Raw genomic sequence first — 15689 nt, 5'->3', positions numbered from 1 at the left:
TATATTTTATTAAAGTGACATTTTTGCAAGATTATAAACAAAAGCGCCCGATTAACTCCGCCAGCCATTGGAGGGCCCGATGCCTAAAATTGAAAAACGGACTTATAGCGATTGTAATGTACAATCGCTATAAATCCGCTATTCTATGTTGCATTACTGCATGAAGTTTACATTCGTTAAAGGAAAAATAATACTCACCTTTGTTCCTTCCCCCGCCTTTGATGTGATCGTAAGACCTAAGCCAAGCTGATCTGCTAGTTTTTTGCATAAATAAAGACCGATACCGGTGGACTTCCCGAATTGCCTTCCATTTTCCCCGGTAAACCCTTTTTCAAAAACCCGGTGGATATCCTTTTCTGTAATGCCAATCCCGTTGTCCTGGATTGTCAGAACAATATTATGTTCGTTTCGGACCGTATGGATGATTACCTTTCCATTTCGTTCACGGATATACTTAATGGCATTCCCGATCAGCTGATTCAAAATAAATTCCAGCCATTTTGCATCACTGAAAACAGTTCCTTCAACTTTTTCAAGGTCAATTGAAATCCCTTTACTAATAAAGTCTCTTGAATTTCTCTTTATGACACTTCTTACAAGGTCAACTAAAGGTACCTCTTTAATAAGATAATCCTTGCTCACATTATTACTCCTTGAATAATAGAGAACCTGCTCGATATATTCTTCAATCTTCTTAATTTCCTCTTGAATATTTCGTGTCACGTCGTTTTGATTATTTTCAATGATCAGCCTTGTGGAGGCAATGGGTGTTTTAATTTCATGAATCCAAGTTTCAATATATTCCCTATACTCGTTTTCCCGGTCCCGAAAACTTTTCACATGCTCATGCATATCTTTATTTGCCTGACGCAATACCTCATACAATGCCTTGCCTTCCACAGTTTCCGGCTCTTTCATGACTTCCGGCAGCAAATATTTCTGATCTAAGTTCTCTGTAATACTAGTTAACTCATCATAAAAAGCTTTTTGCTTAAAATATTCAATCAACATATATAAGATAAGAGGACAAAACCAAATACAGAAAATAAGAAAGACTGTTTGACTATTTATCCCGACAAGCATCATAATGCCGCCAACAATGATAAATAATACGAAATTAGTGAGCAGGAAAACTGTTCTGTCTTTAACATATTCTTTAAGTGTCATGGAAGTATATATCCTAACCCGCGTCTCGTTTCAATGTTTTTTTCCATACCTAATGCTTCGAGTTTTTTTCTTAATCTCGTAACATTGACCGATAAATTATTATCATCTACAAAAACATCTGCGTTCCACATAAAATCCATAAGATCATCCCTTGAGACGATTTTTCCTTTATTTTTATATAGGCAGGAAAGGATTTTAATCTCATTTTTCGTGAGCTCTGCCTTCTCCCCTTGATAAGTAACAGACCCGTTGGATAAATTGAGCTTTAAATCATTATAAACAAGGGTATCCCGCATGCTTGACCCCTGGACTCTTCTTAGTATGGTTTCGATTCTTGCCAAAAGAATTTGAGTGTTATATGGTTTTGTGACAAAATCATCCGCGCCTAAATTCATACTCATCAGTTCATCCATCTCGTTATCCCTGCTCGTCACGACAATAATCGGCACATCCGATTGCTTCCTTATTTCTCTGCAAATATAGTAACCATCAAAAATGGGAAGGTTGATGTCCAGCAATATAAGATCCGGTGCTTCGTTTAGTGTTTCCTGAATAATATGTTCAAAGTTTGTCGGTGCTTTTGTATCAAATCCATATGTGTTTAAAAAGGTTTTCAATTCTTCTCTTATCGTTTCCGTATCTTCTATAATTAAAATTTTTGACATACATTCACTTCCTTTAATGTTTGGAATCCCGGATTAAAATTCATTTACACTTATACCATGCTTATACATTTATCACAAACATATGTACAGCAGATATATGCAAATATTTTCAACTTAAAGACATTCCCACTTTACCCACATAAAAAAGAATGAAATCCGATGTGGAAATCATTCTTAATAAATTTATTTTACTTCTTCCACTTGGTCAGCAGTTGCTTTCACGCGGTCAAAGCCTACTTTAATCGCATTTACATATTCTTTAATTACTTTCTGAGCAAGTTCGGACTGTGGGTTCAGTGATTCAAAGCCATGGTATGCGCCGGGATATAAATGAAATTCCACATCAACCCCTGCCTGTGCCAGTTTAGTTACATACGTAATGGTTTCGTCACGGAAAGGATCCAATTGACCAACACATGTATACGTATATGGAAGATTGCGATAATCCTCTGCCCTTGCCGGTGCAGCATAAATCGGTACTTCATCGTGACCGTGCAATTCGCCTAAATAACATTTCCAGCCAAAATCATTCGTTTTTTGGTTCCAAATCATGCCATCCGTAATTTCATTCGCAGAAGGTGTATCATTGCTATCGTTAATCATCGGGTAAAGTGGCATTTGGAAACAAATTGAAGGATATTCACGATCACGCGCCAATAAAGTTAAACCTGCTGTCAAACCACCACCTGCACTTGCACCCGCTACACCGATACAGTTCTTGTCCACTTGCAGTTCTGCTGCATTGTCCGCAATCCATGCAAGCGCACTGTAGCAATCTTCAAGCGGTGCAGGATATGGATATTCAGGGGCTAAACGGTAATCTACGGAAACAACGACACAGTTTGCTGTCTCGACTACTTGTACACAAAGGTGATCATTGTCTTCAATGCTGCCCAGTACGTAACCTCCGCCATGAATCCACAATAAAACTGGTAATTCTTGTTCCTGGTGAGCTGGTTTGTAAATACGAACACGAATTTCATTGTCATCAATGCCAGTTATGGTTTTATTAATAATATTCACTGTATCAGTGCTCGTTAACGGCAATACCGCCTGGGCCATACCTTCACGCATCGTTTCCAAGTGCTCTACTTTAAAATCAAAGTCTGTAAATGCTTCTAAACCGGCTAAAAATTCTGGATTTACTCGTTTGATCATCTTCATTCCTCCATCTCACAAAAATTGAACTCACTCTACTAATTTATTCATTCAATTTAATGATTAGAACTCTTGTAGATGAAGTATGGTGTGGAATATATTTTGAAGCAAATGGAGTAATTTTAACTAAGAGTAAAGAAAAACACAGAAATCTTTATGATTATCCGTGTCTTCTTATTATTATATGATTTCTTCATATGCATCGATAATGAACTGGATTCCTCTTGTAACTTTTAAACCTTTTACACCATCCATTGCATATAAAATATCACGTTTCGCATTTTCCTTATCTCCCAGTTTGAAGTAACATAAAGCCCTAACAGCAAATGCACGGTACATCATCGATAAATCAATCGGATGTTGATTGTATTCCAATATTTCGATGTCCTTTAATGTTTGCAATGCTTCTTCATATCGCTCAAGCATGTAATAGGCATAGCCATATTGCCCACTAAAGAAAATGTCCGTGCTGTATGAAAAGCCCTCTAAAACAAAATTATTTTCAAATCGGGTTGCTACTGTTTTCTCGTAATCTTTTTCGATTTGATTTGTATAAAGAAGTGTTACAAGCTGCTCCATAAGGGTTTCAGTCGGGTCTTCCATAATTTCTGCGAATGCCCGGATTTTCTTTAAATAATAAAAAGCCTTTTCCCCTTCTTCATTTGAACAGTGAATGAAAAACAAAAAGCGGTAAAAATCATTTAATCGATAAACGATCTTCTTCTCTTTTGCTAATTTTAATGCTCTTTCCAAGTAATTCTCCATCTGCAGTTCATCATTCAGTGCTGCATAGGAAACCGTAATATTATAGTATAAATCGAGTTTTTCAAGGTCGTCTATCAGATCCCCATATTTCTCGATATACTTTTCCCCTTCATGTAAATAGTGCAGACCTGCAGCATAATCTTTTTCCATAAACTTAATATTCCCCATCCGGGCATAAATCTTCAATATTTTCGAATAGCCATGTACTTGCTCATACATTTTGATTAACTTGGCAAATGGCTTTTCGGATAAATCCATTTTCGCAAAGTAGCGCATTGTTAAATACACTTCGTAAATGCGCACTTCCTCAAAAGTTGCCCCTTTAAGGCTGCCATTCTCATAAAAGGGATGGATTAAATGATACAGTTCGAGCACTTTTTCATTTACTTTTTTATCATCATGCTCTTTATTGAGTGCTAAACGTTTTATTTCAACATCCCGGTATAAATCTTTTATTTGCTGATGATTTTCGGTTTGCATGAGCTCGGATACGTCGATGCCGAGCTGACTTGCAATATGTTGAAGGCTTTCCATTGATGGCTGTGCCTTTCCGTTTTCAATCAGACTCAGCATCCCTTTTGTAATTCGATCTCCCGCTACTTGGGCAAGCGTCATCTTGCGCTCTTTTCTTAGTTCTTTTATTTTGGCACCAATATTCAACACGTCGTCACCTCATTAAATACAGTTTACCAAAAATCATACAAAAGGCTAATATTTTAACCTGATTAAACATTTTGTAGAAAATAAATTCTAAAACCTCAAAATATTTTTAATTTAATTAAACTTTTGTATTGCATTTCAAAATTCCACACCATATAATAAGTTTAATTAAATTAAACAAAGGGGTTTTGTTTATGAGTGAACAGCAGAAATTAAAAAGAGCAACGTACCATTTATACACGTTTCTAATAAGCAAAATGATTGGTGCGCTCGGGTCACATGTATACAGCTTTGGTATCAGTATGTACATTTTATCGATGACAGGTTCTTCGCTTAGTTTTGCGACAAATATTATTTTAAGCTACTTGCCGCGCACAATCATGTCACCGATTGCAGGTCTATTAGGGGATCGTTTACCTAGGAAATGGCTTGTACTCAGCGGGCAAACCGGCGTAATACTTACAGTTAGCGGTTTATTGCTTTACACACATGAATTTGGATTATCTTTAATCGCAATATATATCGCTACAGTATTCAATAGTATTTTCAGTACATTTTCAGGAGTCGCATTTTCCGCTTCAATTGCCAATCTTGTCGATGAAGCTCGACTTCAGAAGGCAATGAGTTTTAATCAGTTGTCCTATTCTATTTCAGGTATTGGCGGACCGATTTTCGGTGGGATGTTGTTTGGTTTTGTTTCGATGGAAATGTTCCTTATTATCTTTATCGCAGCTTCTGTCATCACACTTCTGTTGGAATCTACAATGAATTTTGTTCTTTATAAGAAAGAAAGCGTTAAAGAAAATGCGGAAAAAGAATCAATGTTTGAAAGCTTCAAAGCCGGCTTTCGCTATGTCAATTCAAAACCGATTATTAAAGCCATTTTATGGACTGCACTTTGGCTAAACTTATTTTTCACAGCCATCAATGTTGGCGGAGATTATATTTTATTGACGATTTTGAAGTTAGATCCAAAGTATATCGGTTTTACAGAAGCTGGTGGTGCAATCGGCGTTTTAATCACATCCGTTTATTTCGCATCAAGAGCAACCGTCAAATTCCCATTACTTACAGTTAAACGATCTGTTTTTTCCTCTTCTGTTGTCGTCATTTTATCGGCCCTGCCGCTTATGATCACATTTTCGGCAATGATGAATTTCATCTATTATTTAATCATCATGTTTTTATTCGGAGCATTGGGTGTCATCACAAATACGCCGCTTGGTGTGTTGATGCAAACTTCAATTGAAGAGGAATACCGGGGACGTGTTTTTGGGATTATCGAAATGATGGCGATGAGTGCTATGCCTGTCGGGACACTTGTATTTGGCATTTTATACGAGTTCATTCCGGCTCAGTATATCTTAATCGTCAGCGGACTGATTTTAATTGGTATAGTTCTATTATTACTACGTCCTTCGATTTTAGAAATGGCTCACCCTGAACTGAAAAAGGTAAAGCTGGAAACTGAAGCAATAACTGAATAATAAATTTCTCTTCGAATTTGAGCTAATTTTCTATGTTAGCTCTTTTTTTATGTAATTAGCGGATAGATAAGTTTGATATACTGTTAAAGTTTCTGTACAATTTATAATGTAATAATTTTCATATTAGAAAGGCTGATATTCATTGAATTTCCACAACTATTATTTTGTTCCTGAAGGTAAATATTCAGAATTTCAGCAACTTTTGTCAAACAACCCGTCTCTGGACATTCAATTAGAAGATTATAATCAAAATTATAATTTTTATTATCAATTTGTTTATAATCTGTATACATATTTAACTACGGATGATGACCAATTAATATCGGATGATAATATACGTTTTCACTATCCTTTTCAGTCATATCTTCATGAAATAATCATTAAGCAATACGAGCTGCAAAGATTTAAAAAGAGAAAATGCAATGATCCTTTAATTTGTTTATTATTTTCTGTTCTATTAAAAAGTAAATTAAAGCAGACAATCCAAAGTCTTATTGAAGAAAGCGGTTTCGAACCCGAATTACCTTTGGAATTAATAAACTTTTACGAAAACAATCATATTGAATCCCCATCCAGTCAGACTATCAATTATATTCATAATCAATTTCTTAAACGATTAAAAGAACATATTTTTGTCGGCTCTTACTTCAGTCAATTGATAAAAGATACTATTGATCGCACAAATCGGTATTATTTAATACATCAAAAGGAGTTTTAACAATGCATACAAGTTGCGAGACATCAGTACAACATAGTTTAAACAACGAATTGCGATTGATCGAACGTTCATTAACACTGAGCATAAAGCAATTTAAAACTTTCTATGCTAACAAACAGTTTGATGAAGCATTTGAACAGCTTCAATTTATTTTGGCCATCATAGAACGATCTAAAAACCCGGAACATGTGACAGAAGCGTTAGTATGCTGTGTTAACTTTGCTTCGATCGTTTCTTCCATACCACAAAGCGATATGCTGATCAACTCGATCATTCACACAATCGATACGGATTCTTTCCCTCAAAATTTGTCTATGTGCCACTATTTATTAAGCATCCATGCACTTGAAAATAACAACAAACTGGAAGCGGTTCAATACGCAAAGAGTGCATACTTCTATGCTTTGGAATTGAAAGAGGACCGATTATTTTACGAATGCAATGCACAGCTACAGCTCGTTACTGCCCTTTTGGAAGTTGGTAGTTTTGAAGAAGCCCATAAATATATCGACCAGTTCAACTGGTATATTGAACATTGTAAAAACGATGCGGAAGTTGTCTTTGTCCATTCCATTCAGGCAAGTACAAACTTCTTAAAGCAAAATTACGAAATGGCCGTTTTTGCAATGTCTTCATTGTTAAAAAAATTCAACGAATCAAATGAAATTATGTATACTTCGTTTTTAGCAAGACACTTCTATCGGATTATCAGGAAGCATCCTGAGGCGAGCTTGCTATACGGCGATTTAATGACACTATGCGGGCAGGTAATCGAACGACATAAATCCTATATACCTGGTGAATTGAATACTTCTCAAAATGTTTTGATTTATAACTCAAAGCAGTTTTATCAGCTTGCGAACACTTTTTTCACAAAGCACATCAATGAAAATAATCTTGTTTCCATGTACAAATTAGAGCTAAAAAGTCATATGAATTTCACAAAGTTGTTTAATCTGATTGATAGTGAATCAGCCAACAATCAGCTTATTATTTACCCTTACAGTGAACAAAAGTTTTTACTGATTACAACCGATAAATTTCAGGATGTACTATTGAATAATAAGCAATTTAAAAGCAGTTTAATGTATATTGGTTCTGCTGAAAATACCGAACAAAAAAGTTTTTACGAACTGTATAATGAACTGAATTTATCCATTATTAGCCGTAGTTAAAGCCAATATGATCAAAGAGTCTGGGACATAGGTAGAAAGACCGTTAAATAATAGGAAATCCTTTATTAAGAAACGGATTTTTTGCAAAATTGATTGGAATGGAGGGCGAGTGTTCGTGCTGACGGTTATACCTTTCGCACTGCTAAAACACTAGCTGACGGCTACGCCTTTCGCTACAAGATTTTCTCTGTGACGAAAGCGTAAGCGTCAGTCACAAGCAAAGCTTCCTGCGGGAATAGCGTGACGCCTGAGACTAGGAACAAAAGCTAAGAACGCCACGTCCTGTGGCAACGCTTTTGTGACCAACATCCTATTGGCCTCACGCCCGCGGAAAGCGTCCCGGAATGGAAATCAATTTTAACGCTCAGCAAAGAAACGCTATTTTTCTCTCAGAGAAAAATAGCGTTTTTTGATGTTACATAGATATTTGATTAGCGTGATTCTTTTGGTGGTTGGCACACTTCACACTTTTGCTGTTTATTTTCTTTGAATTTTTTCCAAGGTTTTTGGAATGTGTTCCCGCACGCACATTGGAAATCTAACTTTTGTGAAAAACCTTTAAATTCAGTTGATAATAATTTTGTATCTGTATTCTTTTCAACATATTCACGAATTGAATGGATTGTCCATTTTTTTGACATTAACTACACCTCCACAAGCTCTTTATTATAGCACGAAAGTTGATTCTTTCCTTAATTAAATAACCAATCTACAACAAAACCGAATCCTTTAAACGCAAAATAAAGAAAAAGGAGACCAATTATGATAAATCCTAAGCAGCCAAACACCCCGGAAAAAATAAACAGCTTAAAATTAGGGCCTTTTCGATTGCCCCACTCCTCTTTTTTATCGCTCGTGACAGAGTTGATTGTATGGCAATGCGGGCATTCCTTAATATATGTTCTTTTCTGTTGTTTTTTCCCGTTAAATATTTGTATTTGCGATGAAAAGCGATCGGAAGAAAAATCAATTGTCATTTGTTCCTGACAGTTTCTACATTCTATTTCTACTTTTTTGCCCTCCATAATTAACCAACTCCTTTTTTGTATCAAATCACAATAAAACATATAATGAAAACTTTTCAAGCGTATATACATAAGGTAAGGGATTTGCCTTAGAATAGGAGGAATACATTTGAAAAGTGAAATGGATGCTACACCCTCTTTGGAGATAATTGCTGCCAGACTTGCCTATGCAGGTGCTGCTGTCACTACAATCGGCGATGTATTGGGTATGATTTCTGCCGGTATCGCGTTAAAGCTGCTTGAGGAACAAAATGGACAGCAACCATCCAATGATAAAGGTAATGAATCTGATTTTAAGCAAATGCAAAATGAAATCGATAAATTAATTCGGGAACTTCGCCAAATAAGAAAAATGATGGGTGCTCCCTAATCACGGTTGAACAAATATTTCCTGGAATCTGCTTCGATCCGCCGTTCACAATCATCACAACTAACGCTGGCTTGTCGATTTACTTTAAATTGCTGATAGTTTTTAGTGCCTTCCATCAATTTGAATGGTTTCCGGCAATACCGGCAAGTAGTCTCATAAAAGAACATTTCACATTTCCATTCCTTTCGTAATATCTCTATTTATTATAACGTAAAATGAAAAAACCTATTGTGAGAAAGTATCATTCCCTCGCAATAGGCTTTGTTTTATGATTTTAGGATTTTTACAGTAACAGTTTTTCGTCCCCAGTTTTTAGCTGTCGCCTTTTTACTAATAAAGACGTCAATTTTTTTTCCTTTTATGGCACTGCCAATATCACCGGCAACTGCTATTCCATAGCCTTCCACCCATACTTTCGAACCAAGTGGAATGATTTTCGGATCAACGGCTATCACCTTCAAACTAGGGTTTTTACGTAAATTTAACCCTGTTTTCGTAATACCTGAACATCCTTTGCAACTTGCCGTATAGGCCGTTGCTGACATCTTAATTGTTTTTTTCACATTACTTGGATGTGTAGCGGATTTTTTTACTGTTGTTTTCTTTACTGCTGATTTATTTTTAATATGGCTTGGTAATTTAAGGACTTGTTTTACTTGTACTTTTGAAGTCTTTAAATCATTCAATGCCATGAGTTCTTTTACTGATGTATCATATTTCTTCGCTAGCATTGTTAAATTCTCGCCTTTTTTGATTGTATGTGAAGCTGCCTCTGACGTTCCTACAAAAATAAATGTGCTTGCGATCATAACCGCAATAAATGCTACTACTTTCTTGATCATACTTGAATATTTCCCTCCAGAAAAAGTGTCGTGAAAAATCTTTTTGATTCAACATGAACTAGCATAACCTTTCTATATTTCAGTAACATGACAACTACATACCACCTATATTACAATTCGATAACAAAAAGTCGAATTGTGTCGATAACATATTACAAATTTCTGAATAAACTTAACTATTTGACTAAATATAACTTCATTTCAACAAATTTCTCATGATTTTTTACCCTTTTTAAACGTATGAGTAAAAAACTATTCTATAGTAACAATTTATGCTAATATATTTTTTGTTTTGATTTTAACAATAGAAAGAGTGAACTGATTGGAAAAAGGCACGAAAGAATTAAGTTTATTTAAGTTAACATGGCCATTATTTTTAGAGTTGTTCCTATTTATGCTAATGGGATTAGCGGATACTTTTATGTTAAGTGCTGTGTCGGATGATGCAGTAGCCGGTGTAGGAACAGCCAATCAATATATACAAATTGCAATTTTATTACTGGGGGTTATCGGTACAGGTGCTTCCATTGTTGTTTCACAATATTTAGGATCAAGACTAATTGCTGAAGCATCACAAATTGCTGCTTTATCGGTTACACTCAATTTGCTCGTCGGTTTAGTCATCAGCGGGTTATTTTTATTGTTTTCAGATGTTTTAATGAAGATGATGAACCTGCAAGGTGCTGTATTGGAAGCAGCGCAAAGCTATTTAGTCATTGTCGGAGGATTTATATTCGTTCAGGCTTTAATTACTTCCATGTCTTCCATTATTCGTGTACAAGGCTGGACGAAACAAACAATGTACGTTTCGCTTGCAATGAATATTGTGCACGTCGTTTTAAACTATATTTTAATTTTTGGGAAATTCGGGATGCCGGAACTAGGTGTGGAAGGTGCAGCGATTTCTTCTATTATTAGTCGTGTGCTTGCTGCGGCTGTTTTTTTCTGGCTCTTATACCAGGCGTTAGAAGTTCGTATCGAGTGGGCGGATTACTATCGATTGTCTAAAAACTATATTTCCAAAATATTAAAAATCGGGATACCCTCAGCATTGGAACAGGTGCTTTACCAGACAAATCAAATTGTCCTTCTCTATTATGTAACCTTTATAGGGGCCGAGGCATTGTCTGCCCGTCAGTATGCCGTGAATATATCGATGTTTACTTATCTTTTCGCCATGGCAATCGGGATGGCAACTGCTATTTTAGTTGGACGGTATGTCGGAGCTGGTGATAAAGAGTTGGCCTATAATAAAGTATGGTTTGGTGTAAAATCGGCACTGATTTTTACATTATCAATGGTTGCAATTATTATTCTCTTCAGAGAATCATTGATGGGCCTATTCACTAGTAATGAAGAAATTATTAAAATCGGGGCCAGTGTATTACTATTAAGTATTTTACTGGAAACAGGACGTACGGTTAACATTACAATCATCAATTCATTGCGTGCTTCCGGGGATGCCGCTTACCCTGTGCGTATTGGATTCGTTTCCATGATTTTGATCGGCTTATCGCTAGGTTATTTATTCGTCTTTGTTCTTGATTTAGGTCTTGTCGGTGTATGGCTGGCTATTGCATGTGATGAATGGATCCGTGCAATACTCGTTATTTTCCGCTGGCGTAGCCGAAAATGGGAACGCTATGCGATTGTCAGTTCAGATAAATAAGCATTGTAAAACATCCACTTCCTCTTATATGGAGGGTGGATGTTTTTTTCACCAAATGAATTACAATCAAAAACGCCTTCTGCAATTATATTGCGAAGGCGTTTTTGATTATTTAGATGATTCTTCAGTTGAAGCTTCTTCTGATACAGTTTCCTCAGTTACAGCTTCTTCAAGTTCTGCATTTTCTTCTGCCAGTAATGCTTCTTCAGCTGCACGACGTTTTGCTTCTTCAGCTGCTTTCTTTGCCGCTTCTTCAAGTGGTTTATTGACAACACCTAAGCACCAAATAAATTCTTCCCATGCCATGTTCCAACCTTTGAAAACTTCTTCAGAGTCGTCCCATTTCACTGAATAGGCGATTCCATCTTCAGTTTTTACAATAGAAAGTGATAAGTCCGCTCCAGCACGGTCACTTAGTAATTTAATTTTTCCCTCTTCATCAAAGCGTTCATCGATATTGTCCTTTTCTGTAAATGAACGGCTTTGCGCAATTTCAAAAAGAACATTACTATGAATTCGGTATTTATTTTTTTGCATTCTTTTCCCAACTTCCATTATTGATTCGTTACTTGTACTATCTTACAACGTTTCAAAAAAATTATCGCGATTTTTTTCAGTTTAGCACTTTAAATTATTTTATCACAAGTTGGTACAGTTAAACCACTAACGATTACACAAAAGAGAACGTATATTCCTTATTTTATTAAAAAATATTAAAAAACCCGTGAAGTGTTTAAAAACTTCACGAGTTTAGAAGTATAAAAGTGCTTAGTAGTAATATGAGCCGCTGTTTCGCTTTTCTGCAATTTCGTATGCAAGCTCAATAATGGATTTTGCAAGTTGTGCATATGTCACTTCTTTTTTCGGCAGGAACATTGATTGATCAGTACCTTGAAGTCCTAACACGTGTGAAATCGCTACATAGCCGATTTTTTCCGGATCCACATCAGCTGCATCTTTGATCGTTAACTGATAAATATCAGGATGCTTTGCTGCTTGTTCAAGACCAAGTGTACGGATGTACCAAACGGCTAATTGTTCATTTGTTACTTTTTGGTCGATGTTCAATTCATCTTCAAGCGGATTTAAGATACCTAGACGTGTTGCCGTTTCCACTACATTATAGTAAGGATGTTCCGGATTAATATCTTCAAATGAAACAGGTGGCTGCTCCTGACGGTATGCATAATAATCTTCATAGAAATAAGTGATGGATTTTATTATCGTTTGTAATGCCTGCCCTTGAGAAATGGCTGTATCCGCATTGAAACTTTTCGGATCATTTACCTCAATCGCACCTGCCTGGATTAAATAGTTCAGTTCCTTTTCGGCAGTCGGGTGAGTAACTTTCGCTTTTTCAGTTTGAGCATATGGACTGAAAACTTCACCGCTGTTCGCATCGATTTGATAGTACTCTTGTCCCTTCACTGTCGGCACATATACGAGTTCGTATTTTCCGTCTTCATTTTGCAGTCTGTGGTAAACAAGCTTAACATCCAGTGCATCAGCAAATAGCTTCTTTGCCTCTTCACTTGAAACTGATGCAGCAGCATCCGGCCATTCCTCAATTTCTAATGGATAGCGGTAGAATGATTTTAATTTCCCTTCATCATCGATTGTTACCGAAAGACTGTCACCATTTACAATCAGTCCGTTTTTAATTCGCGGGAAATTCACATAATGCACTTTCGATTCTTTATCATAAACGGGTTCTGTATTTGCCTTAGCATATTCATGTACAGATGTCGGAGCAAGTTCCTTCACATACTTTTCAGCTGCTGCTAAAACTTTATCCTTATCCAATCTTGGTACTGAGTTTTCCGTTTCATCATCTTCAAACGGCATTGGACTATAGAAATCAGAGTATGAAATAAGTTCCCCGGTATTTTTATTGAACTCGATCGAAGAACCGAATGAACCGTTTCGGTAGCGGTAAGAATATGAAACACTGATTACTGCCTGGTCATTCATTTCATGTTCATAGGCATGGTCAATCGTGAATTTAGTTGTATTCCCCTGGCTCTCTACTAACTGTTTTGCGATTTCTTTAGCATCGTCAATAGTAATTGGTGATGGTTCTTTTAATTGTTTTGGAGCAAGCGGTTGTAACGCTAACTTGTTATTTAAAGAATCCATCTTACCTGTAGTTGTTGCCCATTTATTTGATGTTGCATGTAATCCAATGACATTTGGCGCTGGCAAGTATACAAGTTTTACAGAAGGTTTGGAAGACATCGACATATAATCAATCGAATATTGCAAAGTTAAATTTAGTTGATCCTTCATCTTTTCTAAAGCGGCTTCTTTAGAAACTACATTTGTCGCCTCTTCAAATGACATCCGTTTTTGTTCCGGACTCACTTGTGTGAAATACTGGATTTTGCCATCGCCCAGTACACTTACTACCATCGACTGATCCTGAATTGGAATATCTTTTTCAGTTGAAGTGAAGCTGTAGTTATACGTAATTGGATCCGTTATGAGACGGCTGTAATAACTAGGTGTTTCATTTGATAATACATAATTGGAAGACGACGCAACTTTCTTAACGAAATCTTCTGCAATTTTACGTCCTTGCTCTTCCGTTATTTTCCCTGGGAATAATGCATCCTTCATACTTGCAGGATTGAAATATAAGTACTCTATTTCAAGATTGTCCGATCTGAATGATACACTACCGCCCTCCATTTGTTTGTTAACTTTTTTCTGGAATGTTAGCTCATAACGTGTCGTCAAATCGTCTGCATAATGATAGCTCATCGATGTCATTTGGAAATCACTGTTAGAGTATGTAGCAAACATCTCCGGTAATTTCGTCTTTAAAATCTGAATCAGCTGTTCTTTTGTGACACTTTCGTCTGTCATCGCAACATAGATGGGCACCCTTTCATCTTTCGGGTTAATAGATGCCTCTGCAAGAGCAGGACTGGCAAGCAATCCTAGAGAAACAATCGACATGCCTAGAGTGGTTGTCCATTTTTTCATTTTAATTCCTCCTTTGTTTTCTCTCTATTATACGCCTAAATATTGGCAATAGTTTCAATATATTATCTTTTAAATAAAAATATTCCTTTTTACCCAAGTAGTTAGGAGAGATTGTGTTCGAAAGTGAGTCATGATAGAATCTTTCAGAGGTGAAGTTCGTGAATATTGTAACAGCAGGAATGCTAATATCATTTTCCGGCATTATTGTCGTTTGTTTAGGTTTGTTTGGCGTCCTGCCTAATACTAACCAAACATTAAATTATGTATTTATCGGCATCGGATGGGTATTTATCCTATTCGGCATCGTCATCCGTATTATCGGTATGAAACTAGAACGGAAAAATAAATAAAGAAGAGGCCAGTTCATAATCCAAAAAAGCTATTTTTCTCTGAGAGAAAAATAGCTTTTTTTTTGCTGAGCGTTAAAATTGATTTCCATTCCGGGACGCTTTCCGCGGACGTGAGGCCAATAGGATGTTGGTCACAAAAGCGTTGCCACAGGACGTGGCGTTCTTAGCTTTTGTTCCTAGTCTCAGGCGTCACGCTATTCCCGCAGGAAGCTTTGCTTGTAGCGAAAGGCGTAGCCGTCAGCTACACTCGCCCTCCATTCCAATCAATTTTGCAATATATCCATTTCTTAATAAAGGCTTTCCTTTTATTTAGCAATAATTCTACTTATATCCCGGCCTCTTCTCCTTTTTAAATTCCTTTTTAAACAAGTTCCTCTTCAAGCAAATAATATTTTGCTCCGTATAGATCCACTTCATAGGTAATGACACCAGATGTACTTATGTGAATGTTCGTAACTTCCCCTACCTTATCAATAATATGAGCTTCATAAAATTTGCGATAATGGTAGGTTTCACTATCCAATTGCTCATCGATTAAGATGATCTTCACAGTATCCATTACTTGAAATTTCGGCTGATACTGTTCAAACTCCAGATCAAATAAATTTAGCTGACGCAAAAAAATTCACCTGCCAATATGTATTCAATCAATA

The 15689-nt window shown here is 36.4% G+C and carries 15 protein-coding genes; 5 read left to right on the top strand and 10 right to left on the bottom strand.

Features of this window, described 5'->3' with window-relative positions; all coding sequences use genetic code 11:
• Nucleotides 1-153 precede the first annotated feature (153 nt).
• From MKY51_RS06675 to MKY51_RS06660, 4 genes are all read right to left on the bottom strand, one after another.
• Nucleotides 154-1167, bottom strand: a complete 1014-nt coding sequence (locus MKY51_RS06675) for a sensor histidine kinase (RefSeq protein WP_339176061.1) — start codon at nucleotides 1165-1167, stop codon at nucleotides 154-156.
• The gene (locus MKY51_RS06670; protein ID WP_339176060.1) at nucleotides 1164-1832 is read right to left on the bottom strand and encodes a response regulator transcription factor; all 669 of its coding nucleotides are present in this window, start codon (nucleotides 1830-1832) and stop codon (nucleotides 1164-1166) included. The genes MKY51_RS06675 and MKY51_RS06670 overlap by 4 nt, the downstream gene beginning before the upstream one ends.
• A gap of 183 nt (nucleotides 1833-2015) precedes the next feature.
• Nucleotides 2016-2990: an alpha/beta hydrolase gene (locus MKY51_RS06665; RefSeq protein WP_339176059.1), complete on the bottom strand. Its 975-nt coding sequence runs from the start codon at nucleotides 2988-2990 to the stop codon at nucleotides 2016-2018.
• A 180-nt stretch (nucleotides 2991-3170) separates the two neighbouring features.
• Nucleotides 3171-4418: a helix-turn-helix transcriptional regulator gene (locus MKY51_RS06660; protein WP_339176057.1), complete on the bottom strand. Its 1248-nt coding sequence runs from the start codon at nucleotides 4416-4418 to the stop codon at nucleotides 3171-3173.
• 191 nt (nucleotides 4419-4609) lie between these two features.
• Between MKY51_RS06660 and MKY51_RS06655 the strand changes: the two genes are divergently transcribed.
• Together MKY51_RS06655 and MKY51_RS06650 are read left to right on the top strand one after the other, a co-directional pair.
• Nucleotides 4610-5902, top strand: a complete 1293-nt coding sequence (locus MKY51_RS06655; RefSeq protein WP_339176055.1) for an MFS transporter — start codon at nucleotides 4610-4612, stop codon at nucleotides 5900-5902.
• Nucleotides 5903-6622: 720 nt separating this feature from the next.
• Nucleotides 6623-7795, top strand: a complete 1173-nt coding sequence (locus tag MKY51_RS06650) for a hypothetical protein (RefSeq protein ID WP_339176053.1) — start codon at nucleotides 6623-6625, stop codon at nucleotides 7793-7795.
• A gap of 431 nt (nucleotides 7796-8226) precedes the next feature.
• On the opposite strand, the gene MKY51_RS06645 is transcribed toward MKY51_RS06650, so the two are convergent.
• Nucleotides 8227-8436: a hypothetical protein gene (locus MKY51_RS06645; RefSeq protein ID WP_241368462.1), complete on the bottom strand. Its 210-nt coding sequence runs from the start codon at nucleotides 8434-8436 to the stop codon at nucleotides 8227-8229.
• A gap of 51 nt (nucleotides 8437-8487) precedes the next feature.
• Entirely contained in the window at nucleotides 8488-8820 is a 333-nt protein-coding gene (locus MKY51_RS06640) for a redox protein (protein WP_339176052.1), read from the bottom strand.
• 109 nt (nucleotides 8821-8929) lie between these two features.
• Between MKY51_RS06640 and MKY51_RS06635 the strand changes: the two genes are divergently transcribed.
• Nucleotides 8930-9190, top strand: a complete 261-nt coding sequence (locus MKY51_RS06635; protein WP_339176051.1) for a hypothetical protein — start codon at nucleotides 8930-8932, stop codon at nucleotides 9188-9190.
• 266 nt (nucleotides 9191-9456) lie between these two features.
• Here the strand turns inward: MKY51_RS06635 and MKY51_RS06630 are convergent, their stop codons facing one another.
• Nucleotides 9457-10032 carry a 3D domain-containing protein gene (locus MKY51_RS06630; RefSeq protein WP_339176050.1) on the bottom strand — a complete coding sequence of 192 codons (576 nt, stop codon included), beginning with the start codon at nucleotides 10030-10032 and terminating at the stop codon, nucleotides 9457-9459.
• 322 nt (nucleotides 10033-10354) lie between these two features.
• Here MKY51_RS06630 and MKY51_RS06625 point away from each other — a divergent pair, with 322 nt between their 5' ends.
• Complete coding sequence (locus tag MKY51_RS06625) at nucleotides 10355-11701, top strand: MATE family efflux transporter (RefSeq protein WP_339176049.1); 1347 nt, start codon at nucleotides 10355-10357, stop codon at nucleotides 11699-11701.
• Nucleotides 11702-11809: 108 nt separating this feature from the next.
• Here the strand turns inward: MKY51_RS06625 and MKY51_RS06620 are convergent, their stop codons facing one another.
• Both MKY51_RS06620 and MKY51_RS06615 read right to left on the bottom strand, forming a co-directional pair.
• Nucleotides 11810-12238: a homoserine dehydrogenase gene (locus tag MKY51_RS06620; RefSeq protein WP_339176048.1), complete on the bottom strand. Its 429-nt coding sequence runs from the start codon at nucleotides 12236-12238 to the stop codon at nucleotides 11810-11812.
• 231 nt (nucleotides 12239-12469) lie between these two features.
• The gene (locus MKY51_RS06615; RefSeq protein ID WP_339176047.1) at nucleotides 12470-14686 is read right to left on the bottom strand and encodes a YcdB/YcdC domain-containing protein; all 2217 of its coding nucleotides are present in this window, start codon (nucleotides 14684-14686) and stop codon (nucleotides 12470-12472) included.
• A 158-nt stretch (nucleotides 14687-14844) separates the two neighbouring features.
• Here MKY51_RS06615 and MKY51_RS06610 point away from each other — a divergent pair, with 158 nt between their 5' ends.
• Nucleotides 14845-15036, top strand: a complete 192-nt coding sequence (locus MKY51_RS06610) for a hypothetical protein (protein ID WP_339176046.1) — start codon at nucleotides 14845-14847, stop codon at nucleotides 15034-15036.
• A 361-nt stretch (nucleotides 15037-15397) separates the two neighbouring features.
• Here the strand turns inward: MKY51_RS06610 and MKY51_RS06605 are convergent, their stop codons facing one another.
• Nucleotides 15398-15655, bottom strand: coding sequence for a hypothetical protein (locus tag MKY51_RS06605; RefSeq protein ID WP_339176045.1), 258 nt, complete (start codon nucleotides 15653-15655; stop codon nucleotides 15398-15400).
• Nucleotides 15656-15689 lie beyond the last annotated feature (34 nt).

This window comes from Solibacillus sp. FSL R5-0691, assembly GCF_037974225.1.
In the GTDB taxonomy this organism is placed as follows: domain Bacteria; phylum Bacillota; class Bacilli; order Bacillales_A; family Planococcaceae; genus Solibacillus.
The sequence above is the reverse complement of the archived record's forward strand: the minus strand, read 5'-3'. Positions and strand labels throughout refer to the sequence as shown.

Excerpts from the sequence above, each read along its gene's own strand:
- MKY51_RS06675 (WP_339176061.1), bottom strand. The coding sequence starts at position 1,167 with ATGACACTTAAAGAATATGTTAAAGACAGAACAGTTTTCCTGCTCACT.
- MKY51_RS06670 (WP_339176060.1), bottom strand. The coding sequence starts at position 1,832 with ATGTCAAAAATTTTAATTATAGAAGATACGGAAACGATAAGAGAAGAA.
- MKY51_RS06665 (WP_339176059.1), bottom strand. The coding sequence starts at position 2,990 with ATGATCAAACGAGTAAATCCAGAATTTTTAGCCGGTTTAGAAGCATTT.
- MKY51_RS06655 (WP_339176055.1), top strand. The coding sequence starts at position 4,610 with ATGAGTGAACAGCAGAAATTAAAAAGAGCAACGTACCATTTATACACG.
- MKY51_RS06650 (WP_339176053.1), top strand. The coding sequence starts at position 6,623 with ATGCATACAAGTTGCGAGACATCAGTACAACATAGTTTAAACAACGAA.
- MKY51_RS06645 (WP_241368462.1), bottom strand. The coding sequence starts at position 8,436 with ATGTCAAAAAAATGGACAATCCATTCAATTCGTGAATATGTTGAAAAG.
- MKY51_RS06640 (WP_339176052.1), bottom strand. The coding sequence starts at position 8,820 with ATGGAGGGCAAAAAAGTAGAAATAGAATGTAGAAACTGTCAGGAACAA.
- MKY51_RS06630 (WP_339176050.1), bottom strand. The coding sequence starts at position 10,032 with ATGATCAAGAAAGTAGTAGCATTTATTGCGGTTATGATCGCAAGCACA.
- MKY51_RS06620 (WP_339176048.1), bottom strand. The coding sequence starts at position 12,238 with ATGCAAAAAAATAAATACCGAATTCATAGTAATGTTCTTTTTGAAATT.
- MKY51_RS06615 (WP_339176047.1), bottom strand. The coding sequence starts at position 14,686 with ATGAAAAAATGGACAACCACTCTAGGCATGTCGATTGTTTCTCTAGGA.